Origin of the sequence: Sphingobium scionense, from assembly GCF_014197035.1 — a bacterium.
GTDB lineage: Bacteria > Pseudomonadota > Alphaproteobacteria > Sphingomonadales > Sphingomonadaceae > Sphingobium > Sphingobium scionense.
Window position 1 is genome coordinate 157,542 of sequence record NZ_JACIEU010000001.1, and the last position, 26,409, is coordinate 183,950.

General features: G+C 61.2%; 23 protein-coding genes. 11 read left to right on the forward strand and 12 right to left on the reverse strand.

What is annotated here, in order from left to right; translation table 11 throughout:
• The first annotated feature begins 832 nt into the window (after nt 1–832).
• From GGQ90_RS00645 to GGQ90_RS00675, 7 genes are all read left to right on the forward strand, one after another.
• Nucleotides 833–2,278, forward strand: coding sequence for an alpha/beta hydrolase (locus GGQ90_RS00645; RefSeq protein ID WP_188080339.1), 1,446 nt, complete (start codon nt 833–835; stop codon nt 2,276–2,278).
• A gap of 388 nt (nt 2,279–2,666) precedes the next feature.
• On the forward strand, nt 2,667–4,010 hold the full coding sequence (locus GGQ90_RS00650; protein ID WP_188080340.1) for a GTPase-associated system all-helical protein GASH: 1,344 nt from the start codon (nt 2,667–2,669) through the stop codon (nt 4,008–4,010).
• A 3-nt stretch (nt 4,011–4,013) separates the two neighbouring features.
• Nucleotides 4,014–4,985, forward strand: a complete 972-nt coding sequence (locus GGQ90_RS00655) for a TRAFAC clade GTPase domain-containing protein (protein ID WP_188080341.1) — start codon at nt 4,014–4,016, stop codon at nt 4,983–4,985.
• Nucleotides 4,982–5,812 carry a TRAFAC clade GTPase domain-containing protein gene (locus tag GGQ90_RS00660; protein ID WP_188080342.1) on the forward strand — a complete coding sequence of 277 codons (831 nt, stop codon included), beginning with the start codon at nt 4,982–4,984 and terminating at the stop codon, nt 5,810–5,812. The genes GGQ90_RS00655 and GGQ90_RS00660 overlap by 4 nt, the downstream gene beginning before the upstream one ends.
• Before the next feature lie 17 nt (nt 5,813–5,829).
• Complete coding sequence (locus tag GGQ90_RS00665; RefSeq protein ID WP_188080343.1) at nt 5,830–8,304, forward strand: GAP1-N1 domain-containing protein; 2,475 nt, start codon at nt 5,830–5,832, stop codon at nt 8,302–8,304.
• Between the two features lie 29 nt (nt 8,305–8,333).
• Complete coding sequence (locus GGQ90_RS00670) at nt 8,334–9,401, forward strand: caspase family protein (RefSeq protein ID WP_188080344.1); 1,068 nt, start codon at nt 8,334–8,336, stop codon at nt 9,399–9,401.
• Nucleotides 9,402–9,776: 375 nt separating this feature from the next.
• Nucleotides 9,777–9,971, forward strand: a complete 195-nt coding sequence (locus GGQ90_RS00675; RefSeq protein WP_188080345.1) for a hypothetical protein — start codon at nt 9,777–9,779, stop codon at nt 9,969–9,971.
• A 197-nt stretch (nt 9,972–10,168) separates the two neighbouring features.
• On the opposite strand, the gene GGQ90_RS00680 is transcribed toward GGQ90_RS00675, so the two are convergent.
• The 7 genes from GGQ90_RS00680 to GGQ90_RS00710 all read right to left on the reverse strand — a co-directional run bounded on the left by GGQ90_RS00680 (nt 10,169) and on the right by GGQ90_RS00710 (nt 17,622).
• The gene (locus tag GGQ90_RS00680) at nt 10,169–10,849 is read right to left on the reverse strand and encodes a hypothetical protein (RefSeq protein ID WP_188080346.1); all 681 of its coding nucleotides are present in this window, start codon (nt 10,847–10,849) and stop codon (nt 10,169–10,171) included.
• On the reverse strand, nt 10,846–11,964 hold the full coding sequence (locus GGQ90_RS00685; protein ID WP_188080347.1) for a hypothetical protein: 1,119 nt from the start codon (nt 11,962–11,964) through the stop codon (nt 10,846–10,848). Before GGQ90_RS00685 ends, GGQ90_RS00680 begins: the two co-directional genes overlap by 4 nt.
• Nucleotides 11,961–14,246, reverse strand: coding sequence for a sensor histidine kinase (locus tag GGQ90_RS29625; protein ID WP_188080348.1), 2,286 nt, complete (start codon nt 14,244–14,246; stop codon nt 11,961–11,963). Before GGQ90_RS29625 ends, GGQ90_RS00685 begins: the two co-directional genes overlap by 4 nt.
• 32 nt (nt 14,247–14,278) lie before the next feature.
• Nucleotides 14,279–15,967, reverse strand: coding sequence for an N-6 DNA methylase (locus GGQ90_RS00695; protein ID WP_188080349.1), 1,689 nt, complete (start codon nt 15,965–15,967; stop codon nt 14,279–14,281).
• A gap of 635 nt (nt 15,968–16,602) precedes the next feature.
• On the reverse strand, nt 16,603–16,851 hold the full coding sequence (locus GGQ90_RS29795; RefSeq protein WP_188080350.1) for a helix-turn-helix domain-containing protein: 249 nt from the start codon (nt 16,849–16,851) through the stop codon (nt 16,603–16,605).
• 121 nt (nt 16,852–16,972) lie between these two features.
• Nucleotides 16,973–17,332 (reverse strand): hypothetical protein, encoded by a 360-nt coding sequence (locus GGQ90_RS00705; RefSeq protein WP_188080351.1) that lies wholly within the window; start codon nt 17,330–17,332, stop codon nt 16,973–16,975.
• Entirely contained in the window at nt 17,329–17,622 is a 294-nt protein-coding gene (locus GGQ90_RS00710; protein WP_223178024.1) for a hypothetical protein, read from the reverse strand. The genes GGQ90_RS00705 and GGQ90_RS00710 overlap by 4 nt, the downstream gene beginning before the upstream one ends.
• Nucleotides 17,623–18,107: 485 nt before the next feature.
• On the opposite strand from GGQ90_RS00710, the gene GGQ90_RS00715 reads away from it, so the two are divergent.
• The gene (locus GGQ90_RS00715; protein ID WP_188080352.1) at nt 18,108–18,503 is read left to right on the forward strand and encodes a polyketide cyclase; all 396 of its coding nucleotides are present in this window, start codon (nt 18,108–18,110) and stop codon (nt 18,501–18,503) included.
• Here the strand turns inward: GGQ90_RS00715 and GGQ90_RS00720 are convergent.
• From GGQ90_RS00720 to GGQ90_RS00735, 4 genes are all read right to left on the reverse strand, one after another.
• Complete coding sequence (locus GGQ90_RS00720; RefSeq protein WP_188080353.1) at nt 18,481–19,419, reverse strand: HEPN domain-containing protein; 939 nt, start codon at nt 19,417–19,419, stop codon at nt 18,481–18,483. The two genes, GGQ90_RS00715 and GGQ90_RS00720, sit on opposite strands and share 23 nt — an antisense overlap.
• Before the next feature lie 69 nt (nt 19,420–19,488).
• Nucleotides 19,489–19,692 carry a sigma factor-like helix-turn-helix DNA-binding protein gene (locus GGQ90_RS00725; RefSeq protein ID WP_188080354.1) on the reverse strand — a complete coding sequence of 68 codons (204 nt, stop codon included), beginning with the start codon at nt 19,690–19,692 and terminating at the stop codon, nt 19,489–19,491.
• On the reverse strand, nt 19,685–20,638 hold the full coding sequence (locus tag GGQ90_RS00730; protein WP_188080355.1) for an ArdC family protein: 954 nt from the start codon (nt 20,636–20,638) through the stop codon (nt 19,685–19,687). Before GGQ90_RS00730 ends, GGQ90_RS00725 begins: the two co-directional genes overlap by 8 nt.
• Before the next feature lie 415 nt (nt 20,639–21,053).
• Nucleotides 21,054–22,880 carry a ParB/RepB/Spo0J family partition protein gene (locus tag GGQ90_RS00735; RefSeq protein ID WP_188080356.1) on the reverse strand — a complete coding sequence of 609 codons (1,827 nt, stop codon included), beginning with the start codon at nt 22,878–22,880 and terminating at the stop codon, nt 21,054–21,056.
• 480 nt (nt 22,881–23,360) lie between these two features.
• Between GGQ90_RS00735 and GGQ90_RS00740 the strand changes: the two genes are divergently transcribed.
• Both GGQ90_RS00740 and GGQ90_RS00745 read left to right on the forward strand, forming a co-directional pair.
• Nucleotides 23,361–23,810, forward strand: a complete 450-nt coding sequence (locus GGQ90_RS00740) for a helix-turn-helix domain-containing protein (RefSeq protein WP_188080357.1) — start codon at nt 23,361–23,363, stop codon at nt 23,808–23,810.
• A 52-nt stretch (nt 23,811–23,862) separates the two neighbouring features.
• Nucleotides 23,863–24,777 (forward strand): HNH endonuclease domain-containing protein, encoded by a 915-nt coding sequence (locus tag GGQ90_RS00745; RefSeq protein WP_188080358.1) that lies wholly within the window; start codon nt 23,863–23,865, stop codon nt 24,775–24,777.
• Nucleotides 24,778–24,788: 11 nt separating this feature from the next.
• Here GGQ90_RS00745 and GGQ90_RS00750 read toward each other — a convergent pair whose 3' ends face one another.
• Nucleotides 24,789–25,364 carry an excalibur calcium-binding domain-containing protein gene (locus GGQ90_RS00750; protein ID WP_188080359.1) on the reverse strand — a complete coding sequence of 192 codons (576 nt, stop codon included), beginning with the start codon at nt 25,362–25,364 and terminating at the stop codon, nt 24,789–24,791.
• 353 nt (nt 25,365–25,717) lie between these two features.
• Here GGQ90_RS00750 and GGQ90_RS00755 point away from each other — a divergent pair, with 353 nt between their 5' ends.
• A complete protein-coding gene (locus GGQ90_RS00755; RefSeq protein ID WP_223178026.1) occupies nt 25,718–26,188 on the forward strand; it encodes a hypothetical protein in 471 nt (156 codons plus the stop codon).
• The last annotated feature ends 221 nt before the right edge of the window (nt 26,189–26,409 follow it).

Sequence of the window (26,409 nt, forward strand, 5' to 3'; positions counted from 1 at the left end):
CTTCCCCGCCACCGACCGATTATCCGCCTGTACGACACGCCTGCGTCGCACTTAGACCAAAGAGTTTCCATTATTGCAGTTCGTTAAGTCATCCTGGCAGGCATTTCGTGCCGCCCCCCGTTGCTGCGGTCAGAACACAAGGGTCCGACAAACATTGTTCAGCGCTTTTCGGGAAAATGGTGCGCTTACGGGACTCATGTTATTTCACTACCAATTTGATTATACAGGCTAATTTCTACTGATTTATGCGAGAGGCCCCCGCATAAGCCCCCAAAAAAATTTCGGCGAAACCGGCGTGAATTCGAGTCCTGTCTGACCTTTCGGTAGCCAATCGTACACCAGTCGAGTTCACCGCCGATCTCTGGTTTCAACCCTCTGTCGCCATTCCGCGGCCAATTTTTTGTTCCTTGGTCCGGTCGGTCCGCTAACCGGCAGGTCGCGACCAGGGTCAGCCATTCGCGTTCGCTCGGGCGGATGTCTGGTCCCGCCATTAGCTGCCACTCGATCTGATCAAGGCCGAAGATGGGAACGAGCCGAGCGGGCGATCATCTGCGCGGACACCAAACCTCAGGGCGCGGACCGGCACGTCAGAACTCTGGAGGAGAACGGCCAGGCCGTTTTCGGGTCCGGACAGGCGAATAGCAAACGTCCGCTCATTCAAACCGCGGGGCAGCTATAGCTGCTCGTGTCGGCTGAAGCAGCCGTTGGGCGTTTCGATCAAATGTCGCCATTAAAAACGTGACTGACAATTTAGCTTGCACTTAAGACGTAAGGTGCACCTGAGTAACGTAATGCGGTTATTCGGGTCTGCAGGGCGAGAGAGGGAGATGTTGTGGCAGGAACCGTGGATGCGCTGGCAGATCTTCGCTTCAGCCTAAAGTTCGCGGCAGGTCGTTATCGCGGTTACGCCGCGATGGAAGACACCGCAGATAATGCTGCCCTATTCCAGATGCTCGCCAATGAGCGCGGTAGTGACGCGGACGACCTCGATCGCGCGGCAGACGAAAACGGTTTGCGCCGAGGCCGTCCGACGATCAGCGACGAAACAGCCGGTCCACTTCTCGGTCTGGGAGGAGCGGAGCCCCATTCCGCCGCGTCTGCGGCATACCGTGTGCAGCGCGCCGAAAACACGCTGGAGCGTATGGCTGCCCAACTCCGATCGCTCTCTCCAGGTGGTCAGTTGGCCCGAGCGCTTGATGGAGTGCGCAGACATATCGATCAGCGCCGCGAGGAAGTGCGGGCCGCGCGGCGCCGCGCTCAAGACTTCACGAAGGGTTCACTGAGCGCAGGGATTGGCATCGAGCAAGCCGACGGACAGGAAGTTATGGTCTGGTTCGGTACAAACCGGCGACGGAACGCCCGCGGTCGATTCCTAGGTGAGCGGGCAGAGATCGTGACGCACGGCCGATGCCGCGTATTCGTCCCTGAGGATCGGACGAGCGGCTCGTTAGGCCGCGGCCTATTTGGTCGGATCCTTAGGGGCGATAACCGTGTGAAATTGCAGGGATTGGACATCCTCGGCGAACGCCAATTTTGGTCTCTACTGGCTGGTGAGACCGCCGCACTCGATGCTGGTGACCGACAAGGCTTGGTTTTTCTCCACGGTTACAATACCAAATTCGAGGATGCCGCGCGCCGGACCGCCCAGCTTAAGGTCGATCTGGCACATAAGGGACCGGCTGGGTTCTTCTCCTGGCCGTCGCTCGGCTTTGGCGCCGGCTATACCGGCGACGAAGCGGCGATAGAGGGAAGCGAGCTGGCGATCCGGAGCTTTCTAATCGATTTCGCCGAGCGCTCTGGCGCGAGTGCAGTGCACATCATCGCCCACTCAATGGGCAACCGCGGCTTGCTGCGAGCGATGGATGCTATTGCCAATGCCGCCGCATCGGCAGCGCCAGTGCGTTTCGGCCAAGTATTTCTTGCCGCGCCTGACGTCGATGCGCAGCTCTTTCGGAACCTTGCTGCCGCGTATGGCAGACTGTCCACACGGGCCACGCTCTATGTGACGAATAACGACAAGGCGATCGGGCTCTCACGTCGCCTGCATCATTTTGCGCGCGCGGGGCTGGCTCCGCCCATCCCCGTGGTGCCCGGAGTCGACACGATCGACGCAAGTCACGTCAATCTGGGATTGCTGGGCCATAGCTACACAGCCGAAATGCGCCCGGTGCTTGCAGACATACACCGCCTCATTCAAGGTGACACCGCCCCGGATAAAAGGTTCGGCCTGCGAAAGGCCCTTGGCGGCACGGCGGAGCACTGGGAGTTCGTTCGTTGACGTCTAATCAATGCGGGGAAGGAGCAGCACGACGGGTGACAGTTATCGTTCATTCGCCGTGACAATCATCCTGCCGTCTGGCCAGTCGGCCACTCCATTGTTTTTCGCGAGATAGAAGTTGATCCCTCTGAATCCAGTTGTCAGCTGGAGACTGCGGGATCTCAAAGCGGCCGATCAATCGTGTGCCAAGTGGATGATCGCGATCGCAAGCCGGGTTTGTCTGTGATTGCGTGTGCTTATGAATGCCATCAACATCGTGCGGCCCAACCACAAAGCAGGTAGCCGGAGTTGACCGGCGCACTGCGAATGATCGTGACAGAGGACGCTTTTGAGCTTTTCATCGCCGCTTTGGTTGCTAGAACAAAGCGGGATTAGGCAAGGGGGCAACGTGGGCGACGGCATACTACAAGGTTTCCTGAACAGGGGGTTGATCGACGTTGGTGGCGACGACGCCAAGCTAGATAAACTCAATCAAGCGGCAGGTGATCTAGCCGCCGCGCTGAAGAAAAATCCCTCGAAGGCGCTTGGCTTCTCACTGATCGCGTTCGACCCCGACGCGCCTGAGGCTGATCCAATCGTTCAGGAGGCGCTGGCCGCGCTCCAGAAGCGGTGGACGACATACCGCAACACTTTCTCGGCCACGCCGATTGCAGTGATCCGCGCCATGCTGCTCGATGCGCTCGTCGCGTCCTCGGCGGATGACGACCGCGTCGGCGTCTGCTTCGTCGCCTCGGCCCGCAACGCATTGCCGCTTTTGCCCGTCGATAACGAGCGCGAAATCTGGATTGGGATCGTCGAGGAAGTCGAGCGGCGTGTCGACCTCCGCGCAGAGGCGGAGTGGGCTACGCCCGAGAACTTGTCGGTCCAGCCGCTGAAATATGACGCGCCAAAGCTGAACGCGGCCGAGGTTGAAATCGGCGAGGCCCCCGCGGCAGCCCTGCGGGTTGGAATGATGGCAGCAGCCGGTCCACAATACCATAATCCTCAGCAAGGGAATGTCGCAACTAACGGGAACCCGCAGTGGCCGCAAAATAGCCCGACCCAATGGGTAAGTGAATTTGGGCAGCGCGCTGGCACCACAATTGCGAAAGCCATCGACACCGCGATTGGCGAGATCAAGGTCAGCCAGCCAGACCTGACCCAGCCGTTTGCCAAGCTAGCCGAGGCAGTCTCCGGCTACGTTGACGAGACGCTGAAAACAGTCAGCGCGGCGACCGCTGGGCTCCAGCGGCGCACGAACCTGCTCTGGTGGCGAGAGGCGCTATTCTCCCCATCGGTCGGCAGGAGCTACCGGACACTCCCGCCCTCCGTCGCCGCCGCGCTGATGGCGCTCGATCTGTTCGACGCCGTCCCGCTCTTCTCGCCCGCGAGCGTCTCCGCTTTTCTGGGCGAGGCGGTGCTGCGCCTAGAGGGAATTGCGGATGGCGGGAAGCGCACTGTGCGCGATCTTGTCAAGGAAGCGCAGGACGAGGCCACGCTCGCTCCACTGCGTGCCGCCGCCGCGAAGCTGGCAGCGGAGCCGGCGGGACGCGGTCCGCTGCTCGCTTTGATCGGATACCCTACGCACACCGGCGCGAGGGACGTGGAAAGCTTCCAGCGGCTGACTGGTGTTCCTGCCGACTCCGAGTTGGATACGGTCGCTTGGGCTGGCTGGCTATTCCGCGAGCTTCAGGCCTCCAAGGCCGCGACCGACGCCTCGCCTGCGAGACGCGGCGCCGCTAGAAAGGGCTGAGCGATGGAGAAGTGTGCGCGGACAACGTGCTTCGTTCCTGACACCGGATGCGACCTCGGCCACACCGACCTCTCTAAATGCCCGATCTGGAGCGGCGGCAACATCGCTGACAATGTTGCCGACGACGACCTGTCGGGCGAGATGCTGATGCCCTGGTCCGGAAGCGCTTTCGGGCTAGCTGACCTCGGCTTCGTGTCGGGGCGCGCCAAGCCGATCGTTATCGGCGTGGTCGGGCCGCAGAACGCAGGCAAGACCACACTACTCGCCGCATGGTATCTCCTGCTTGGCCGAGGGTTGGCCACTCCGGAAAGATGCCTGTTCGCCGGATCCTACACGCTCTCCGGGTGGGAGGCAGCCGCGGGCGCTATGCGGTGGACACCCGGCCAGCCACCGCGCTTTCCGCCGCACACCTCTAGCCGCAGCGGCAGAGCGCCCGGGCTCCTTCACCTAGCCTTCCGGGACGAGGAGAGCGGGGCACTAGTGGACTACCTCTTTACCGACGCACCGGGTGAGTGGTTCCAGCGCTGGGCGATCAACACGGACTCGACGGAGGGCGCCGGCGCGCGCTGGGTCTCCGACCATGCCGACGCGTTCATGATCGTCGCTGATCGCGAGGCGCTCGCCGGTGAGGCTATGGGTTCGGCCCGTGGCTCGCTCCAACTTATTGCCAAGCGGTTAGGGGCGGAGCGCGGCCGCCGTCCGGTCGCCCTCGTTTGGACCAAGGCCGACGTTGAGATCGCGACCGAAATTGAGGAGGCCGTCCGCGGCGCCGTCAACGACGCGATACCGGATTCTACCGAGCACTCCGTTAGCGTGGTCGGCGCCCCCGATACGGACCCGCTCCTCAACAAGGGCGTCGGGCTGACCGAACTCCTCCAATGGGCGATTGGTGTTCGACGACCGGGCGTCAATCTGCCGCCGCCCGCGTCCACGTCCGCAGACCCACTGTTCATCTACGGGAGCAGGAAGCTGTGAGCGGCCCCTCTAATTCCATCCTCCTCGTCGGCGAAAGCGGCGTGGGGAAGACGCACTACGGCGCGCAGCTGCTGAGGCGCCTGATGCGGGTCAAGGGCGCGTTACGCATGAACGGCGCAGCGACTAATCTTGAGGCGTTCGAGACCGCGCTCGAGAGCCTCGACGAAGGGCGGGCCGCCGGCCATACGGCGCGTACGGTAAACGTCGACAGCGTCTGGCCGGTGGTCGATAGCGGCGGGCGGCGGGCTGACCTTATCTGGCCGGAGTACGGCGGCGAGCAGATAAAGTCGGTAATCGAAAACCGGCGTCTGCCTGACGCATGGCAGAAGCGGGTCGATGGGGCCGACGCCTGGCTACTTCTTGTTCGGCTGCAGCAGGCTATCGTCGGCGACGACATGTTCTCAAAGCCGCTCGCTGACTTAAAGGGCACCTCGGTCGAGAACCGGGAGGTGCACCAGTCTGACCAAGCCCGGTTGGTGGAATTGCTGCAGATGCTGCTCTTTTCCTACGGGTCGGCCGCAAAGGCGCAGCGAATCCCACGGCTCGGTGTGCTTCTCACTTGTTGGGACGAAGCGGCGACCGCGCAGACGCCGGCCGAAGCGCTCGGCGCCAGGCTACCCCTCGTCTCGGCGTTCGTGCGATCAAACTGGCGCCAGCCGCTAATCATGGGGCTCTCCGCCCTTGAGCGTCCGCTCAGTCCAACGACGCGCGACATGGACTACGCCAGCAAAGGGCCCGAGCACTTCGGATACGTCATTGAACCGAACGGCAAAAAGAATACTGACCTTACGCTACCCATCCATCACCTGCTAAGCGCCGGTAGCTGAAGGGGCGAGAAGCGCGAATGCGCGTAGACCAAGCGATATACGGTACCATTCGGAACGGGCACGGGCTCAGATGCGCAAGCGGTGACCTGAGGCTCGCGGCCGACTTGGCCCAGCGGCTCGACCTACCGGACACCGAGCCGCTGGGCGCTAACTGGTCGCCTGTCACCTCTGGGTTCCCCTCGCGCGACAAATATGTCCTGGCGAGGACGTTCAGCGATCCCACTGTCGGCAGGTCGGGCATGGTGATCTCCCACGCCCTCATCTGCGACCTAGCCGAGATTGTCGGCGTGAACGACCTGCGCCCGCTCCTCACGCACCTTATCACGTCGGCCGCTGCCGCGCCCGACGCTGTCGAGCCGCTTGACGTTTCGCCCGGCCAGGACATGCCGCCCGCCTCCCCCGACCTGGCCGACGCCGCGCAGGCGCTCGTCGCCCGCGGGAACGGCCCGGTGGTGCGGATCGGGTCGGCCGGGTTCGAAGAGCTCATCGTCGCGCTGTGGGGACGGCTCTGGCCGGCGCTGCGCGGCAAGCTCTACTTCCGGCTGAGCTTCAGCCCAAAGGACGTCGTGGAGAAGCCCGGACCGACAATCGTCTGCACCCCGGCCTCGCTCATCGGTCGCTGGCAGGACCAGCGAGTCATGGGCCGCAACGTCACCGGCGGGCTCAAGGCCGCCAGCATGATCGACGGCTCGCCCGACGGCAATGAGCTCCATGCGTTCGGGGATCGTATCGGCGCCGACCTCGACGGCTTCCAAGACCTGCAACTCCTCGAGCAGGCGCACGCAATGGCGAGGGCTAGCCCCGACACCGTCGCTCGGCTCGTCTCGGCCGCCAGGCTGATCGAGCGGCTCTCGCCGGATCCGGCGCGCGGCGCGGCCGAGAAGGAAGCCATCGTCGGACGCCTCTCTTGCGCGCTCCCCGGCGCGACGCCTTCTGAGATCCTGACGCTGCGCAACCTTGCGCTCCCCGGCTTCGCGACCAGCGGCACCCTGTGGCTGGCGCTAGAAGAATGGTTGGTCGATAACGGCCATCCCGCCTCACACGACACCGAGGCGGTGACCATCGTCACCGAAGCGCTCGTCGGCACCGACGCGGTCGCGCCGTGGCGCGCCGCTGCCCGACGCGGACTGGAACGCTCTTCGAGAGCTCCCGGTGGGGCGTTCGCCGCCGCGTTCTGGCGTTGGGCCAAGGCCGCCTTCAGGACGTCGTCGCCGCTCGTCGCGTTGGTCGCCGCGGACCGTAAGGCACTCGACGCCGTCGTTGCCGCCGCACCGACCGAACTGGATCCCGCTACCGCGAAGCCAATCATCGAGGCTGCCGGCCGGTTTGGGCTGCCCCGGCTGCACGCGGTCGCGGCCAGCGGCAGTATGACTCCGGCAGACGCAGCGCGGGCCCAGAGCGCCGCCGAGAATAGCACCGACCCCACAGCGATGCGGCTCGCTCTGCGCCGCGTGAAGCGCGACGAGCTTCTCGACGTCTTCGACGACGTCCCCGACGATCGGGTGCTGACAATCGCCGGCGAGGCTGTGGCCGAGGACCCGAAGCTTTTGGCGCGACGTGACATGTCTACTGTAGCCAACCGCCGCGTCTGGGCGGCGTCGCTGAAGGAAAACCCTGCCGCCTGGGACGGGCCGGCCGAACCGCGCATGGCGTTTGACCAGCTCCTCACCGAGCAGATTGACGGCGCCCACCCGCCGACCGAGCTCCTCGACCGGCTATCGACCACACCGCTCGCGGACGTCACCTCGTTTCCTCGCAGGACCGAACTATGGGCGAAGCTACCCGCCACTATCCGCGACCGCCTGCTCGCTGCCACCATCGACGCTTGGTTCGCCCGGTTCGGCACCGACGCGAAGGAAGCTGCGCTCGAAGCCCCGCTTACTGACCGGATCCTGGTCGACGCGAGGCTCGGACAGCTCCTCGACCGGGTAACCGCGCGCGGGATCGCCGAGGGCCTACGCGTGGTCGATGCGCTGGGCGGCCTTGACGCCAGTAGGTTCCGCACGTGGATACTGACCGCCGTTCGGTCGAGGCGCCCGCTTAACTCGGCCGACGCCGAGCTCATCGGGCGCGCGCTCGCGACGCGGCGGCGGCGCGACATCGTCTCCGATTTTGTTGCCTTTTATCGCGGCGGCCGCGGAGACCTCGCGCCGGCGCTGCGCCACTGCATAGACCTCATTGGTTTCTGGGATAGGATGTTCCTTGGCCTCTCGTCGGTCAGCAGCGCTGAAAAGTGGGACTCTCTTGTGGAACTTGCCGCCGAGCTCTACCCGAAGGGGCCAGACCAGGAGGCGCTCTGGTCGCGCGCCGGCGGGCGGGACTCAGACCTGCGCCACCATGGGACGGGTAAGGAGCGGTGGCACAGCGCACTGCGCGATATCCAGAACGGCCGGCCACCGCGCATCTCGAAGCTGATTAGCGAGATGCGGATTGACTACCCCCAGAACACCAACCTCAGCATGCTGGCCGACGACACCCTGTTCTGCGGTTGAACGGGAACGCGCTGATTGTGGAGACGAGCATGCAGTTTAACCAAGGCCGGGCGCTCGTGATCGGCGTCGCTAATTATGAGGAGGTCCGGCGCCTGCCCGAAGCGGTCCTTAATGATGCGCGCGACACCGCCGATGCGCTGAAGTCGCCGTCGTACTGCGGTTACCCCGATGCAAACGTGACGGTCCTCACTGATGGTCAAGCGACGCTCGCGGGCATTCGAAAGGCGCTCGCTGAGCTCGCCGCGAAATCGACGACCGACAACACCGTCGCGATATTCTTCTCCGGTCACGGCACGCGCGTCGGATCGGGCGGGGCGATGACGAGCGCGCTCGTCCCCTACGACTGCAGGCGGAGTGACCTCACGGGCACCACGCTTAGCGAGTCCGAACTTTCTGCAGCGATCGCAGCGATCAAGGCATCGCGCGTCCTCGTCATTGTCGACGCGTGCCACGCGGCCGGCGCGGCCTCGCTCAAGTCCGACCTTGGCGAAGTGGGTGACGACGGGCTGGACGTGGGCTTCGACGAAAAGTCTCTGCAGCAGCTGGCGAGCGGGACCGGCCGAGTGATCTTCGCCTCGTCGCGCGCGACCGAAGTGTCGCGCGTCCTAAGAGGTGAGCGCAACAGCGTCTTCACGACTGCCATTCTTGCCGGCCTTAAGGGCGCCGCCGGCTCCGCGGGCGACGGCACAATCCGGGTGTTCGACCTGTTCAACTACGTATCCGAGGCGGTTAGGCAGGCCGTTCCCGGCAAGCAGCACCCGATCTTCAAGGCGTCCGAACTCGAGGAAAACTTCGCCGTTGCGCTTGACCTCGGCGGGACCAAGTCCCTTGCGCCCCGTTACGCCGTTCGGGAGCGCACGCTCGAGCAGATCATGTCGGACCTGTTCCCGGCAGGCCCGACGGACCAACAGATCTGGCTCCGTGCGGGCGGCGACGTAGCCAACCTGACGCTAGGCGGGACCGGACGGTCGCAGTGGTTCTCGGCGTTACGCTTGCTGTCGCAGGGCGGCGGCGGACGCAATATTACTCGCGAAAGCCTGATCGACGAGGCACTGGAAGAGTTTCCCTCCCACCGCGAGCTGGCGGCGCTTCGCTGACTCGGCGGCGCGCAATGTAAATGTCATGCGGTGTTTCCCCAAGCATGACCATACTCGGTGGTCGAACGGACTCGCCAAGCGGCAGATTGTGGGCAGCGAACGGCGCGTGTCAATGGCTGGGATTGGGTCAGTTCGTTGGCAGCAAAAATAGGCTGATGGATCTACAATGGGCCGGTATGCGAACGTCGGCTGTTGTCGGAATCCGCCGTTAAGCGCACGGGCTCGGAACGTCGGCTTCGTCCCACGACGCGGCATACGCTGCCGGCAACCATCGACCCTTTATAGACGCTCAGAGTTCGATTTCGGCTCCCCAAGTGCAGACCTTCCGCTTTTCAGGCAGTTCGCGACCAGATATCGCCGTTTGCAGACCACTCGGTGAATGGCGACGCGCATGATGCGGATCGCGCGGTGCACCTCCTGCTCGACGCCATCGCTAACGCGGGCAAGTCAGGGACGGCGCCGCACGCCATGTTGGCTGACCAGCTCGAGGAGCGTATGGCAGCCCTCCTCAAAGGCGAGTGGGACAAATCAAAGCTTGAAGCGGTATCAGGCAAGCTTGGCGTCCCGTGATGTGATGCGGGCCAGTTCTGCATGTTTGGACGTTGCCACGTCGACCGATCCCGTGACATCCATGTAGTGGCTCGGCGAAAGGACGGAACAAGACAGCGGTCACGGCTACTTCTCCGCGCGCCCCTACTGGAGGTCAGTAGGGGAATCAGGTCTTCGCGTATCAAGGCATCCGCCGCCTATTTAGCAGCACTATGATATTAGGCGTAGGTGCTAGCCCACATGCCGCTGAGTGCCGTGCTCGAACTGATCGACAGGCTGTTGGTCATTCTTTCGAAATAATGCCTGTAGCAGAGACGCTGATAGAGCGAGATTGCCTGACACCAGTTGGGTTCGTTGCGAAGCTCTAGCCATGCTTCCTCATAGAAGTTGGCGGCGACCACCTCGCAAAGTAATGCTACTTCCATCGGCGGGTGACACCAGCGCGGCACCTTGAGCGGATGATCCTTTTCACGGTCATCATGGTGATGGCCACCAAACTGGAGATGGGTCAAAGGCCCGGACTGCGGAACGCCATCAGGCTTGTTCGCCAAGTCCAGATGCCAACGTGACAAAGGCACGCTGGCATCATCGTCGACCTCAAGCGCGATGTCCAAAGCTCTAAACGGCAATGCTGTGCCATCGCCCTGCTCTATCTCGATACCCTTCGCGACAATGCGCGGTTTTACACCTCGGCTCTTTTCATCGGTAGTCCGCTTGAAAAGGATCGGGGCACCCCGGTCGACTTCCACCGACCAAGCCAAGGCATCCTTTTTCAGTTTCAATTCGCGGGACAAACGCGAGAGAACGCTGAAACCCTCCGGCTCGACGATGCCGTGGCGTTCCAATGTCGCAGCGATGGCGCCCATCGCGTCGCCCGCTTCCACTGCCGAAATCATCATGCTTCAGCGCCGCCCGCATGACCTTCATTCCTGTCTCGGCCTTTGACCTGCTCCGCCAGATCTTCGTCAGCATCATCGATCGAGAGTGGCGGTTCCACGGCCTCATATTGGTCCTTCTGGACGCAATCCCAACAGATGCGGCGACGGACGATGTAGCGGGGCTGACTGGGCTCAAAAGCCGCCACAGAATGCCGCAGTTCCGTACCTCGTCCACAGGAAGCGCAAGCGAAGGAAATCAACTCATTCGGTGAATCATTCCACGGCGACCGCGCCGGTTCAAATTTCTTGCCAGTGCTTTCAGACAATATACGCGCGCGGTCCACCGCAGGGAGACCAGTGGCACGGCGCTTGAAAATGCCCTGCGCCCAGCTCTCAAGGCGATGAGCCCACCAGCGCGGCCACGCATCACCAAAAACGCCCTCATAAGCGATCCCCGCATTGCGCATGACCTCCGTAACGGTCTGCCCGTCACCAGGCTCTATGCCCAGATAGGCACACGCATATTCCGTGGTGAGCAGTGGACCAGGACGATCAATGAGGCTGAAGAGGATGCGGGCAGCGACATGAGGTGCAGCCGCCTCCGCCAATTTGGTACGAATTTCCTGGGCATCGACATGTGGTCGATCATCATCATTTCCGGCCATCAGGTCGATGATATCGTACTTGTTACCTACGGCGCGGAGCTTCTCATACCCGTTACACAGGCTGACGAGTTCCTGACGGATAGCCGCGCGCTGATTGTTAATGTCTTCCTTGACGTAAACCCGGTCAAACAGGTCATGCGCGGTCTTATCCGGCCGATAGAGCGTCTTGATCTTGCTCTCAGCGGACACCAGCACCAGCGCAAAATCCTGATCCGGATGCTCGATGGAGGCATCGCGCAAATGCTGGGCAAGAGCACTTCCTTTGTACGTCTGATCCGCCGCCAAGCTGGCGGGCTGTTCGTCAAGACGATAGTCGATGGCGACGATGATTGGCGCTTCGCTCACAATCTTGCGTGCCAGGACGGCGACTTCGCCAACTCCCACCGGCTGAAATACAAGTTTGTCAGCCGAAGACAGCGTTTCAGCGTAGACGAGGTCGGCATCGTCCACGAATATCCCTTTGTACGTCACGCTTCCTCCCCCAAGGCCAGCACTCGAAACTCGAAGCGGCAGCCATATCCAGGCGACGCCTCTTCAACCGACGCGCCACCGCCATAACTTGCCGCTATGTCGCTCACGATTTTAAGACCAAGGCCTGTTCCTGGTCCCGCAACGCCATCGTCGTCTGCGGCCATGGTAGTGGTGAAAAACGCATCGAACACCCGGTTTCGGTCCGCTGCGGCTATACCGGGACCACTGTCCTCGAAACCGATGACAATAAAGCGTCCGTCCGGTCTCGCGTCCATGCGAACTTTGCGGTCCTTTACACGGGCATTGCGCATGGACTTGATCGAGTTGGTCAGGAAATTGAGAAGAACAGAATCCAGTTCGCTGCGGTGCATCGGCGTGGTTCGCAGCGTGGGAGGATCGACGTTCACCTCGAACTCGACATTCTGGCGGCTCATATATTCAGTGAACTGCGTCGCAAAACGCTGCAACGCTCCGCCCACCGAAAGGGGACTAAGTTGCCGGCTCTCTGTCGTTGACATCAAGCCCGATATATATCCGCCGATATCGAACATGCGGTCTGACCCAAGCTTCAATTCGGCGAATTGCCGCTCCAGAGCAGCCTTTTGCCGAGCATCGGGAACGGCTTCGATCGCATCTTCCAGCAGATCGAGCCGTGCCCGCAGGGCATCACGGGCACCCTTCACTTCATGCCCGAACACGCTGATCGACAAACCCAAAGACGCAAGCAGTCGGAGCATCTCTTCATATTCCAGCGAAGCTGCCCGCTGTTCCTCCACCCGCTGCTCGAACTCGGTGGCAATGGCTTCAGCCTTTGCCAGGACGCGATCGGTTTGCACAGCATCCGGGCTCGAAGACGGAGAAATCCCCATATTCTCCCGAACGGTTCGAATATATTCAGAAGGGCGGCGGGGCTCAGGTATGAAGTCGCGCTGGCCAGCATCCTGTTTGCGATTACGCGCAGCGGCAACCCGCTTAGCCGCCCATTCAACAGCATCGCGAACAAATTGCTTCAGTTCGGCATAGGCCTCATTTTCCAGCAATCCCTCGCGACTACTGGTTTCCTCGAAGAGCGGATTGGCGTCAGTGTTGAGTTCAACATGTCCGAAAAAATTTCGGTTGTTGAATGGGACGATAACTTCTCGGCGAGATACGTCGATGTCGAGTTCGAGCCAATCATCCGCTGCCTCGCCGTAAGGCAGAACCCGGAAGCCGTTGCGATAAATCCGTATGCCGCCGAACAAGCGGCCCAGTTCCGCTGCTGCGGTCATATTCATTCCCGACAGTGTCGAGGAATGATAAATGAAGTACGAAGCGTTCAGCGACACCGGACCGGTGACAAGGAATTTCTTGTCGAATTCCTGACTATCATCCAGATTGCTCTTTGGCGAAACGACGCGAACCGTGGCGCGACCATCCTCATCAATCGACGCCGAAATCGTTGCGAACGCCTGCGATAGGAAGCTGGTCTCGATCGAATATTCTGACCGTTTGGCGTCACGGCTGACCCCATTGATGTTCACTGCAAAGCCAGGGTCCGCCGACGAGGGGTGCTGCTCAACTGGCTCGCTACGAGCCACCGGGAACGGCGGCTGAAGCAGGAGCACCGATCGCCAGACCTTGGCTAGAGCTGCTTCGCTCCAGCCATCTCTCAGATCGACGATCCTGAGCGTGGTTCCGCATTCATCGGCCGGTTTTCCGAAACGCTCGATCTGGCTGAAGACCTCATTGAGATCCCGGCCGGGTCGAAATTCTTCGTCCCAGCTAAATCTGACGCGGAAACCAGTGGTCGATCCCCTCGGGCGCGTTTCGAGATAGAGCCATTTCCCCAGCCTCTGCACCGAGAAGCGGCCGATGCCTTTCCTTCCGGCTCTGACACGGCGATAAATCGGGGACAGAGGCTGATCGACCTTTGAAGCCGTTGAGATGCGCATCCAGGACGAACGAATGATGTCATCCTGCATACCCGACCCATCGTCCTCGATCACCAATGTGCCTCCTGGCTGCTGGTAATCGGTAAAGGTCAGCGTCACTTTCGTGGCGTCGGCATCGTACGCATTTTTGATAAGTTCGGACAACGCTGTGTCCTGCTTGCCCACCAGCTCCGCACCCAGGCGCTGAATATGGCCGGCATCGACCGTGAAGCGAACATTGTCCGGATCGGACTCCACGCGAGCCCGGCTCCATTGTTCGATGCGATGCCAGTCCGGTGAGGCCTTCTTGAGTTCCTCCTCGATCGCAGTCTTGATCTGCTCTGGGTCCAATGCCTCGCCCGCCCCGCTCATATGCCCGTCATTCTCTTCGCCTGACGCAAGGCTCAGGCACCGCGCCGGGGGCGACGGTTCTGCCGAATATGTTCGAGCGCCCCGCTCAATGCCATCGAAACCGCCTCTCGATCATCAAGCTTGATCGCAGCAAAAACCAGCTTGTCAGCACGCTTCATTGCGCTCTCTCGACTGCCCGCTCTGAGGTCTCGATCAACGACGTTGAATGCCTTCTCGATCGTCGCCGGGCCGATCTTTGGCAACAGGATGCGGATTTTTTCGGCTTCGCGTGGCTCATGTTTGAGGACCCCGGAGCCATATCGCCGCCCAACCAGTTCGGCGGACAATTGCGAAAAGCTAGTCAGCAGGGAAATGGCGATCAGTTTGCGCGAAATGTCGTCCAACGCCTCCGAGAAATAGACCCGATGGATCGTGTTCGTATTCGTGAACCCATAAGGGTTCAGCACAAGCCTCGGCCCCCAGTGGTGCATGACAGGGAAAAAGGCATCTGGCACCCGTCCGTCGTCCGGCTTCGACCAGATTTTTCTTTTTTTGAAGGTGCTGGTCTCCGTGCGCCGTTCGAGCGGGAAAGTTTCAAGATACGCCTGAACGCGGGCATTACCACATTGCCCGTCACTATCGACAAGATAGCCCCGGCCGCCGCCCGCAAGGAACAACAGATGGTCGGTCAGCGAAAATGACACACCCGGCGCGGCAATGAATTTCGCGAGGATCGGCGTACAATCCTCTTCCAGAAGACCGGCCTCCGCCAGCCCTTCGTTACCGAGAACGAAAAACTCATTGGCCCCTGTGACCAGCCCAATCTGAACAGAGGCTACATCGCCGAGCGACTTACAATCGGGCAGGCACTCCATCCGAGCCAGAATATCGCTCTCGCCTTCCGACAGATTCAGCGCGGCGGGGCGCAGGTTGGATTTCTTCCCCGACCATTTTCCATCGTCCCAGTCCGCCATGAGCTGCCGTAGAGCATCCAGCGTTTCAACCTGACCGAGTTCGATATGTCCTGAGGGTGGAGCTTGATAGCCATCGGCGAGCAAGATGACCGTTTCCTCATCCGCGCCGACATCGAGGAAAATGCGCTCGCGAATGACGATCGCCGCCACACGGCTGAAGGCGCCGGCCAAGAATGTGCGGATCGGTTTTGCATAGTCGGCTTGGAGAAATGCGCCCGGCAATACCCAGGCCATACGCCCATCCTTCTCAAGGAAGGACAAGGAGTGGGTCAGGAAATAAGCCCAGAGGCTCGCGCGCCCGGCCACGCCATCGATTGGCCATTTGGTTGAACTGAGGGTCTGCCTCCGCTCGGTTCCAAGTTCCTGATACGGGATGTAGGGGGGATTCGCGAGGACGACTGAGAACGACTCCGGCCATTGTCCACCCGGAGAAACTTCGAGAAAGTCGGTTTGCGAGAAGCGACTCAGATCAACCGGGGCCTGGAAGACGTCCGCGAGATAATCGAAGGCGATAGGATCGATGTCGCAGCCATATATCTGCTTTCGCGGCTGTCCGCAACCAAGCGAAATAAGACGAGCCTGTGCGCATTGTAAAAAGCCACATCCGCCGAAACTCGGTTCAAGAACAAAATCGAGAGACGAACGAATAGCCCAGTCAGAGAGTATCTGACTTAATGGCTCCGGAGTGTAAAACGCACCGATTTTACGGCGCTCTTCGAGCAGCCGGTCTCGGACCGCATCACCACCTGTTGCAAGAACCCCGCTCAAGCCATGCCTTTCAAACCCATCCGGAACACCCTTCGCCCTCCAGATCACTTTTCATGCCTTAACCGCAAAACACATTCTTGGGGAGCCTGAGGTTGAGGGGCGACGCTCTTTTCGCTTCCACTCGAACTAACCGCTTTTCCGCCCTTCCAGCGTGAATCTCCTCGCCGCCAGCAAAAACCGTCAGCCATGGACATAGCGCGCGAAGGGCGCGATATTGGTGGCAAGGCTCGTGCTCGCGACCAACTGGCGGAGATGCGCGGCCCAAGCATCGAGCGCCTTCCGCTTCTGAGGGTCATACCGGAAACGATTATAGACCCTTGCGCGCTCCGCACGTACCGCTGAAACGTCAGGATCAACAGGTGAACAATTGGAGGCCAAGTGTTTACCATGGCTGGCTCCGGGAAGTGAAAGCGGCGTCATGGACGACCGGATTGAGGCGCTTTGCAGCCCTCCGTCTGTAGACTGTCTATGGGCTGTGAATGGCGGCTTCCCTGGATCGGTCTCTCTGAAGCGGACTGTCGCGAATGTCCCATTGTGGTCTGCATCCGGCGACGAAGCTCCAGCCGATGTCCACAACAAAAGGAGACACTTGCCGCAGCCGCACCCACAACGCGGTTCGCCCCCCGACCGTCCAGTCAACGCCTGTTGCGGTTGATCAACTCACGCAGACTTTCGACCGGGATTAGGGTAGAGGATCCGATCTTCACGATCTCGATGTCGCCCGACTGAATCAATTCATAAAGCTTCGACCGCCCGATGCCTGTCATTTTGATGGCAGCGGGTATTCTGACCGTCAACGGCTCAGGCTGGTTGTTGGGTATCGCTGGAAATTCGCTGGCGGCTTCACGCGGCAATCCGCGCTGCGTCCTGATCACATGTACCATAATACTGTTCCTCAATGCTGGGAGTTGTCAGGCAGGAGCGGTCGATCGCTGCTGTAGGTTGGACCGGAGAGAGGTTTTGCTTCGGGCATTGCGCTGGCCGGATCGCCTGCTTCGACAGCGTTTACCAAATGAACTGCGCCGACGGTCGAGGCATGTTCATCCTCCAGTTTCTCATCCAATCTGACCACCGAAGTGCGCCGTTCAACAGTGCCGTCGCGACGGTCTCACCCTGGAGACAGCGATGCCTAAACCGGACGGCCGGAAGATCGCGGCCGAACCGGAGATAGTCGGTGAAGTTGGGCAAGTTGATGGCCTGGGTCGGCAGGACCAGTGCCGGGATTCTCTGCACGCGCGACTGGTTTACCACCTCGCATATGTCGATGACGGCATAGGTCATGCCGTCGTTAGCTTCGATCTGCCCAACCTGGCCCGGATACCGTCGGGGCCAAGTGCCCAATATATTGTTGCCAAAGATGCTCATTCTGCCCGATCCTCGGGCGCGAGCAGCCCTCTTTCGAGGAGCAGAGTGCGGGCATCGTCCATGTCCTTCGGGAGAAGGTCAGGCCGTCTTGTTGCTGCCAAAATGGGAAAGACCTGAATGAGGGTGACCTGCACCCCATCGAAGCAACCATAAAAGCCGCCGGCGTCGTTTCTCTCGAAGCGATCCGAGATGTTGCGGACATATCCAAGGCGACTGAACCGTGCCGATCGGGTGCCGGTGACGAGACGCTCGCGGGGAGCATCCTTCAATCTGATATTGATTCCAGGCAAGCGCAGAACTCCTGTTCTTTGCCTGTCCAGATGAGGTGAAGCCTGACCTTTATACGCCGATTTTCCGGTGATCTCAACGCTTTAGGATGAGGACGCGTGGCACCAACATGGTGCCAAAGTTTATCAGATACTTAGCTCTGTATTGCCCTCAAATGGTGACCATTTGGTGCCAGCCGCCGATCAGAATGCCGACACTGGCACCGGCTGGCACCTGGCTGAAACCCGCAGAAATCCGGGTGATTCGCGCCCGCAGCACCCGTGCGTACGGTGCATTACAAATACGCCCTCAGGCGTGCGTCGTTATTTCGCATGAGCTTTGCGAATGCGCCCGCTCGAATCGGTCGAAGGGCGGCCTATATCGTGCTGGATTGCGGCACGGTGCCCTGGGCAAATCGACCTGCTTCTGCCGCACAAGATCAGCCTGCCGCCGATGACAGAAATCGACCGAGGCGCTACAGCGCCCGTCCCATAAAGGAGATGGCGTCATGCTTCCCGCGCGCACCTACAGCATATCGATCGATCGCAACTGGCAGGTGCTTTATGAGGCGATCTGGCAACCGGAGATATTCCCAAAGTGGGCGTCGGGCCTCACTAAGTCCGATCTTCGTTGGGGCGGGACCGGATGGCTTGCCGATGGTCCCGATGGTCCGATCACGATCCGCGTCACGCCCTACAATGACTATGGGGTGATGGACCATTTTGTCGGGACGGGGGACGGACAGGAGGTCCATATTCCGTTGCGCGTGATCGCCAATGGGGAGGGCGCGGAGGTCATGTTGACGCTGTTTCGTCAGCCCGGCATGACCGACGAGGATTTCGCCCGCGACGCCAAATGGATCACCCGCGATCTGCGGGCGCTCAAGAATTATGTGATGGGCTGAGGGACGTTTCCAGTTCCATAATCCGCGCGGTACAGAGCTCGAGGACCAGCGTCTGCAACATCGCGACCCGCTCGGCGAGCCAGGCCAGTTCGTCCGCGCCGATGACATATTCGCGGGAATAGCGCGCCTTGATATAGGCCTCGCGCAACAGATTATAGGCGCGCTTCTCGAACTTGCTGTCGGTCGGCCAGACCGTCCGGAGCCGGGGTTCCAGCTGTTCGGTCAGAGCGCGCAGGCGGTTCAGATTATGGGTCTTGGGGGAATAGAGGGTCCGCACCAGAAAGATGCAGTGATAGAGGCGCTCGGTCGCTTGATGGAACTGAAACGCCGCTTCCTTGGGTCGTCCCATCTGCTGGACCAACGCCCCAGTTTTTAAGAACGTGGCCGCACTCTCGAACCATTCCTCGAAATAGTCCCGCGTCTCCTGCAACGCCTCATCTGATGATAGCTGTTTCGGCTCGACGAACGGATGGTCGGCCTCCTCGTGAAGGAGGATGCCGTCCTTGAGGATGTCCATGAAAAAGTAGCGCCCAAGCCGCAGCTTCTCGTTCACTTCGTCCAGACTGTGATAGACGAGGCTGACCTGAGTGCGCAGTGCCCTGCCCTCGGTCAGCTCATCCAGCAACCGGTCCTCGGTCTTCCCCCAAAATTCCGGAATGTCGGTCAGATCTTCATGATCGACCACCACGAGAATGTCATAGTCGGAGAAATAGCGGCCGACCGGATCCTCGACCCAGTCGCCGCGCGCATAGCTGCCGAACAGGATGATCTTGAGGATATGACCGTTGCGATAACGGGGCTGGGTGCGGTGCCGGATCGCACGCGCGAAGCCCTCGCGGATGATCTCGACGACATGCGCCAGCTCCCGCCGCTTGGCGGCGGGCAAATTTACGGCAGGGTCGTCCAGCTGTCTCATGATGCCGCGCAGAATCGCGGCAAATCATCGCCTTGCCAAGCCCTGAAAGCCGGCAAGGCGATTTAGCGTCTATCCTGCGTCGTTGACGATAGTTCGGATGGCCTCGAGCATATGCTGCTGCACCTGTTCGAGCGTCATGCCCTCCTGCCGGGCGATCTCGACATAGGTCATCCCCTCCACCCGGTTGCAGAGAAATACCTGAAGCGCCTCGGGAGATAGTTTTCGCAGCGCCGCTGCTGTCCTGGCCAGCCGCTCGGGATCATGGTCAGTCATGATCTTCTCCCCCCTCACCAAGATATGCGAGCAGAAAGTCGGCGGCCTTGCTGGCCTGACTGGCGGCGCGGAAGATCGCCTTGCTGTCCTCGCGTAGGACGGACAGCCACGCGCCCAGATAGTCTGCATGGCGCACGGTCGGAACGATGCCGAGTTCCGCGCAGAGGAAGGCGCTGGCCATTTCGGCGATCAGCTCCTCGCGCGCATAGGCAGGGCTGGCAAAGCCGGTATCGGGGAGGCGATCCAGTCGCGATCGGTGTCCACTCCAATGCCCTAGCTCATGCAGGACCGTGCGAAACCAATTGATCGGCTCGTGGAAATGTTCGGGCCGGGGCACGCGGATGTAATCGTCCTGCGGCGCATAATAGGCTTCCCCGCCACCAATCCGGATATCAGCGCCGGTCGCGCCGATCAGAGCATTTGCGCGCGGGATGATGAGCGCCTTGTTCCATGTCGTGACCGACGAAGATCCCGCATCCTCCACCCCCTCGCACTGGTCGAGGTTGAAGACGGTAAAGCGTTTAAAGAACGCAATCTGTCGCTGCTCGCCATCCGGTCCGGTCGGGACCGTGTCGTCCTCCCTGGGCGTGAACCGTGCCAACGGTTCTTCACTCCCCCGGAGCGAAGACTGCGTCGACACATAGCAGACGGTCGTGCCCTGCTCCCCTTTGCGGACATTGCCGCCCAGTGCCTGCGCCTGCCGATAGGTGAGCCAGCGCTGCGAGCCATAGCCCTGCTCGAACAAACGGTGCCACAGGATCAGCACGTTGATTCCCGAATAGCGCCTGCCGGTCCCGGCATTGCGTGGCAGCCCCAGAGCCGCCTTGCCATTATCCCATGGCCGCACCCATGGCAGGGTGCCCTCCTCGATCTGCGCGACGATCCGGTCGGTCACCTCGCTGTAGAGGCTTCCTCCCAGGCGCGCGGTCTTGTCCTGATACCCCATGTCCTTTCTCCTTCCCGCATCGCACCGGCCGCCGGAGTGGCGGGGGTGGGCGGCAGGAGCGAACCGGCAGGCCCACCAGCGAAGCGGGCAGCACCCGAAGGGTCGCAACGCTAGTGAAGGAGTTGGGGCAACGCCCCGACTTGCGGCTCGCCGCGGTGGGACTAGAGGGTAGCGACGCCCACCCCCGCCGCGCCGACAGGCCGATCAGATCATGACCAGACGCCATCGCGCCCATCGCGCGGTGTCCGCAGCCAAGCCCTTCGCGCTGCCTTTCGCAGCGCTCCGCATTTCTCTGACTCTTTCGCAAGAACTCACGCCGGGCGGCGAAGCCGACCGGCGCGAGAATCCGACCGTGCTCCTGCCGCCGAGAGAGGAAAGGCAGGCGGCGGGCTACCGCCGCCTGCAACACATAGGATCAGGCTGCCTGCTTGGCCGGCTCCTCCTCGCTGGCGATCACGACTTCGTCGTTGACATCGGTCGTTTCGAGGTCGCCCTGTTTCGGCTGCTTTTCATCTTGGGGCTCGATCAGCACTGCAACCGCCTCCCACCGCTCGACGCTGCCGACCCCGCCCCGCTCGGTGTAAGCCGAAGGCGGAAAGGCCATCCAGCGCGGCACCCAGCCGTTCCGCTTCTCCCGGCCCTTGGTCCCGGCAAGACAGTCCCGCACGATCTGGCGCTGCACCTTCGCGGTTGCCCCGGCATTGCCGAATGCCGTTTCTTCCCCCGCCACATCGGCAAGGACATGCCCCATCACCTCCCGGTCGCGGACAAGGTCGAGGAGGACGTCGTCGGCCTGCCAGCATGACGCCATATCCACCTCAAGCTGGACGCCCAGCAGTTCGATCAGTGTCGACCCGACTTCCAGCGTCTCACCCATGACAATGGCAAGGATACCCAGCACCATGGCGTCATCCAAATCGAGCAGCCGCAGATAGAGCGAGATCAGCTCCCGATCATAGGCGTGGCCGGTGACAGTGGGCGTGTCGAGATCGAGACCGAGCAGGTCCAGCGCTATCCGCCGTTCCTTGTCGAAACCGGCTTCCGACGCGCAATTTTCAACGCTCTCCGTAATCGGGTCAGTCGCCCCACGCTGCGAGGCAACATCCACCCGCCATAGCGAGGAACCGGCAATGGCATGGGCGACCATCAGCCGCAGGGCAACAGAGGGCGCAGCCGCGACCTTCGCCCGGACGGCGGCATGACGGTGCAAGTCGATATAGCTGGCCAGCGGCGCAGATAGTTCGGGCCGAACCGCCTTCTCGACACTGCCGCCCTGCTCCAGCTTCCGCGCCTCTTTGAGGGTCACATAGCCTTCATGGAAACTGATGTCGCCGCCATGGCCCATGGTTACATAGACGCGCCCGCCCTTGGTCTTGGGGCAGCGCTCATGCTCCCATGAATGGAAGGCCTCGCCCCGCGCCATGACGGCAACATCCTGCCAACCGGCATCGCGCAATGCCTCGACCTTTTCGGCAATCGCCGCCTCCTGCATCTGCCAGAAAAGGTCGGCGTCGGCGAAATAGCTGTGATCACCGAACAGGTCCGCCACGATCCTGCCATTATAATCGGCCGGATCGAACAGCGCGTTGTCCGTCGCAATGGCACAGCCGCCCAGCAGCCACGCCTTCACATGATGACCCATCGGCGGACGAACATCCTCATCGTCCAGCAGCGCCAGCCATTCGCGCTGCCGCGCCTTCGACGCCAAAGTCAGATGCCGCACGGTCACGGCATCGATCGTATCGCTGCGATAGAGATTGCGAATGCGGGGCAGCAGATTGCCCAGCGCCAGCGTCCGCTTCACCTGCAAGGCGGTCAGCCCGAATGTCAGCGAAATATCCTCTGGCGACCGGCCTTCCTTCACCAGCCGGGTGAACGTCTCCCATCGCGTCACCTCGTCAGGATCGAGCCGGGCGATATTCTCGATGAGCGAGGCTTCCAGCGCCGCCGCGTCATCCCCCGCCTCCATGATCGCGCAGGGCAGCGGCTCAACGGTCCCTTCCTCCTGCGCCACGATCATCGCGGCATGGTAACGCCGCTTGCCCGCCACGATCTCATAGGTGGTAGGCGACCCTCCCTCGACAGGCTCGGGACAGGATTTTGCTCGCACGATCAGCGGCACCAGCACGCCCCGCGCCCGAACGGACGGCAGGATATTAGTCAGGTCCGGCGCTTTCCTCATCCCCCGCATATTGGCAGGCGAGATCGAGAGGCAGGCAATGTCGATATGCTTGAGTTCCATCTTCCTTACTCCTCTTGCACACACCGGACCCCGGAAAAGCGGGGTGGGCGGCAAGAGCGCACCGGCAGGCCCGGACAAGCGGCGGACTGCATCCGAAGGGCCGGAACAAAGTGGAGGAGCCGCGCCACAGGCCGGCTTGCCGCCCGGCGCGACGGGGCTAGAGGGCAGCGACGCCCTCACCGCTTGGCCGGACCGGCCGACGCCATCGCGCCCAGCGATGTCCACTGGCGATCCGCCAGGATCGCGCGTCAGCGATCGTCACCCGGCAGGGCCGAGACAAGCATAGCGCAGGCTCGGTTGCGCGCAGCGGCATAGAGCGCAGTCCGAAGGGGACGCCTGAATGAGCTTTGTTTCTGAGCTCCAATCTGCAAAACGACGGAACGAAACCGTTTACAGTTATTTCACTCATTGCACTTATTGCGTTTATGAAGTGAAATCCATATATGCTTATCATCCACCCCAAGCCCATTGGAGACTGACATGAGCGAGCAAGCGCTTTCCGAGCGGCCGCCTACGGAAAACGAGGTCCGCGCGGCCTCCGAAGCCGCACGTCTTCTGGCCAAGGCCCTGACCCCGGCTGGTTTGCCGATCAGCGTCGAGAAAAATGGCGATCAATTCCAGCTCGAGCTACCGGCTCCGCTGGGGCAACTCATGCTCGACGTCCTGACGCATGTCGGACGCGGCGAAATGATCACCCTTGTTCCCTATGGCGCGGAGCTGACCACCAAGGAGGCCGCCGATCTTCTCAACGTATCGCGCCCCTTCCTGGTGAAGCTGCTCGACGAAGGGGTGATCGGCCATCACAAGGTCGGCTCTCATCGCAGGATACGCGCCAGCGAACTTTTGGCCTACAAAGCCAAGAGGGATGAGGAACGCCGCGCCGCGCTGACGGAGCTGCAGCGCCTTGGCCAGGAGTTTGACGCCGATTGAGTGATATAGCGGACCGCTTTGTCGTCATACTCGACGCCAATGTCCTCTACCCTTGGTACGGCTGGGTCTCCCGCAACTGCCCAAGAATAGCGGGCCGGACCGCCTTGGCTTTGCCAAGGCAGGATTCCGCCGACTGCTGACGGATGGCACCGATCCAGCCGAATTGCGCGTCGGCGCTGTCTTCGAACCCGATCGCGCCACAGCCACCCTTGCGGCGGTGAACGAGGCCGCATCCACGATCGCAACGATGCCGGCGAACTTCACACGATTCCCGAACAGCGATCAGCGGGTGTTTGAAATCGTCCGGCAGCGTCGAACGAAAGCAACCGGGATCGAACTTGATCTTCAGCGCCTCCAGGCTTGGGGGAAGTTGGTCGTTCCTGGCCATCTCTGGCGCGCCTTGTGCCGCTTCGGCGCCTGGATCGAGCCGATGCTCGTCGCCGAATGGAACCGCCTCATGCGGACCTACGCCGATCGGATGAGCCTTCCCGTTCCGCTGGGAATGGCCGAAGCCGCTCTGGAATGGCGCGAGCCCGTTCGCAGCACATCGATCGCTCGCCTTGCCGCAGAGCGAATTTCTCGAAGCGATCGCCAGCTCGAATGTATCTGGACTGGCCAAGAGCTACCGCTGACGCGGCTGGACATCGACCATTGCCTGCCTTGGGCGGCATGGCCATGCAGCGATCTTTGGAACCTCGGCCCATGCGACCGGAAGGTGAACCAGCGTCAGAAGCGAGATCGAGTGCCATCCGCAGCGATCTTTGCGGACAGTCGAGATCGGATCATCGGATGGTGGGAGCTGGCCTATCTCGCCAACGATGCCCTGAGCGCAAGGTTTGAGCGGGAAGTTGCCGCAGCATTGCCGGTCGATGGGCGCGGCGACCTTGCGGATATTTATTCAGCGCTTGATTGGCGCCGACTACGCCTCCTGCAGGATCAACGGGTACCGGAGTGGACAGCGGTCTGATACGCGACGGGTCAGCATATGCTTTCACACGGCACGCCGTCTCCATCTCCATCAAGCCGGCCAACGCCGCATTCGTTCAGATAGTGATATGCTTCGGCGCAGCTATCCATCTGCCCGCACTTCCACTTGCCGCCACAGCTGGGGCCAGATCGCCGCGACGACACCGTCTCCAGCGGGTCTGAAGACGCCGGCGACAACAACCGCGCGGGTCTGGCAGCGGACACCGGCTCTGGCTCCGGCTCGCTCTCTGACAAGAAGCGCTGCGCGACCCAACAGTCTTCGCCGATACGGTCCAACATGACCCACGAACCGCGTGCTTCGCCTGCCGACACCATGTCCCCACGCGTTAGCTTCTCGACCGGTCTGGCGTCCTTCTGAGGTTTTGAGCGGCAATTTAGAGTGGCGGTGGCGACATACATCGTGGCGGCCTCTGAGACTGCTCCGGCGATGGCCTCCGACGATTCTTCCGACGGAGTGCTGTCGCTGTTATGGGTCGCACCACCGCCACATTTGGCGATGGCAAATATCAGCAGAATGCATATGGCCATCAGGCCGCACCCGCCATTGTCCGATTTCCGCGCCATCATCCTCCCCCCAAGCCCGATAGTATCGCGGGGGGAGCGTGTGTCACGCCCGGATTTGTGCCTGATCGCCGATAATGTGTGCGATTTCGCCTCTTAAAGGTCAGGGTCAGAATGGATCAGTGCAGTCGACAGTCACCGGGTTGAGCTCCTTCCGCACAAATTCAACCCGCGCCGGCAGTTTCATGGCTGCCCCAGGTAAGTAGCGCCCATTTGAGCCGTCCAGCGCCTCAATTCCGTTTCTCGGAAGCGGTCGTTCGTTCAGATTAGTTGCTGCCCATCGGGGGGAGAAAGCTGCCGGTCGGCCGTCGACCAGTTTTTGCCGTTCCCGGCGCTTAGCGGACTTACCGATTGCGGACATGCTTTCACGCTGGCACGACAGAACATTCGGTTGGGATGAAAATCTTGGGATGATGAGCAAGCGCGCTATCGTAGCAATTAGTTTGACATTTCCGCTGGCTGCCTGTGATGCTTGGCCAACGGTCATCGACAATCGCAGCGGTCAGAATATCAAGCTACAATATCATGATAGTAGTTATGAAGAATGGTCGGCCCCTCTATCTATACGATCGGGGAGGGCGCAACGCTTATCTTTAGAGCATTGGGTGCAGGATATGGTGGGCCTTAGGATAGAAGAGGGGCGCTCAGTCTACAACTTCTCACATTCCTCCCTCGCACCTATCAGGAAAGCCTGTGCAAGCAATTTAGTTGCCCGTCGTTTGAAAATAACGCCTGATTGCTACATCACTTATCTGGGTAAAGGGCAGCTACGCGGTTCATTCATCGAGCCAGAAAATCTGTCAATCGAGGACGCCGCGATCGTCCGCTAGCCGCCTCCTGCGACCAGAATTCGGATAGTCCGCAATCCACCCCTGATAGACGCTCATCGCGCCGATCGGCGCCAGGCACACCCGATAGTGGTCGGTCCGCTTCTGGGCGGGAAAGCTGCCCGGCAGGAAGCGACCAAAAATTGCCTTTTACGTTTCTGTATTGGGCGTCCAAAAGCGGACATCGTGCCGAGCATTGTCTCGCAACCGGCGGAACGATGAGT

Coding starts and splice junctions, on each gene's coding strand:
- GGQ90_RS00655 (WP_188080341.1), top strand. CDS start 4,014: ATGGAGAAGTGTGCGCGGACAACGTGCTTCGTTCCTGACACCGGATGC.
- GGQ90_RS00665 (WP_188080343.1), top strand. CDS start 5,830: ATGCGCGTAGACCAAGCGATATACGGTACCATTCGGAACGGGCACGGG.
- GGQ90_RS00670 (WP_188080344.1), top strand. CDS start 8,334: ATGCAGTTTAACCAAGGCCGGGCGCTCGTGATCGGCGTCGCTAATTAT.
- GGQ90_RS00680 (WP_188080346.1), bottom strand. CDS start 10,849: ATGATGATTTCGGCAGTGGAAGCGGGCGACGCGATGGGCGCCATCGCT.
- GGQ90_RS29625 (WP_188080348.1), bottom strand. CDS start 14,246: ATGAGCGGGGCGGGCGAGGCATTGGACCCAGAGCAGATCAAGACTGCG.
- GGQ90_RS29795 (WP_188080350.1), bottom strand. CDS start 16,851: ATGGTACATGTGATCAGGACGCAGCGCGGATTGCCGCGTGAAGCCGCC.
- GGQ90_RS00705 (WP_188080351.1), bottom strand. CDS start 17,332: ATGAGCATCTTTGGCAACAATATATTGGGCACTTGGCCCCGACGGTAT.
- GGQ90_RS00715 (WP_188080352.1), top strand. CDS start 18,108: ATGCTTCCCGCGCGCACCTACAGCATATCGATCGATCGCAACTGGCAG.
- GGQ90_RS00720 (WP_188080353.1), bottom strand. CDS start 19,419: ATGAGACAGCTGGACGACCCTGCCGTAAATTTGCCCGCCGCCAAGCGG.
- GGQ90_RS00725 (WP_188080354.1), bottom strand. CDS start 19,692: ATGACTGACCATGATCCCGAGCGGCTGGCCAGGACAGCAGCGGCGCTG.
- GGQ90_RS00730 (WP_188080355.1), bottom strand. CDS start 20,638: ATGGGGTATCAGGACAAGACCGCGCGCCTGGGAGGAAGCCTCTACAGC.
- GGQ90_RS00735 (WP_188080356.1), bottom strand. CDS start 22,880: ATGGAACTCAAGCATATCGACATTGCCTGCCTCTCGATCTCGCCTGCC.
- GGQ90_RS00740 (WP_188080357.1), top strand. CDS start 23,361: ATGAGCGAGCAAGCGCTTTCCGAGCGGCCGCCTACGGAAAACGAGGTC.
- GGQ90_RS00750 (WP_188080359.1), bottom strand. CDS start 25,364: ATGATGGCGCGGAAATCGGACAATGGCGGGTGCGGCCTGATGGCCATA.
- GGQ90_RS00755 (WP_223178026.1), top strand. CDS start 25,718: ATGCTTTCACGCTGGCACGACAGAACATTCGGTTGGGATGAAAATCTT.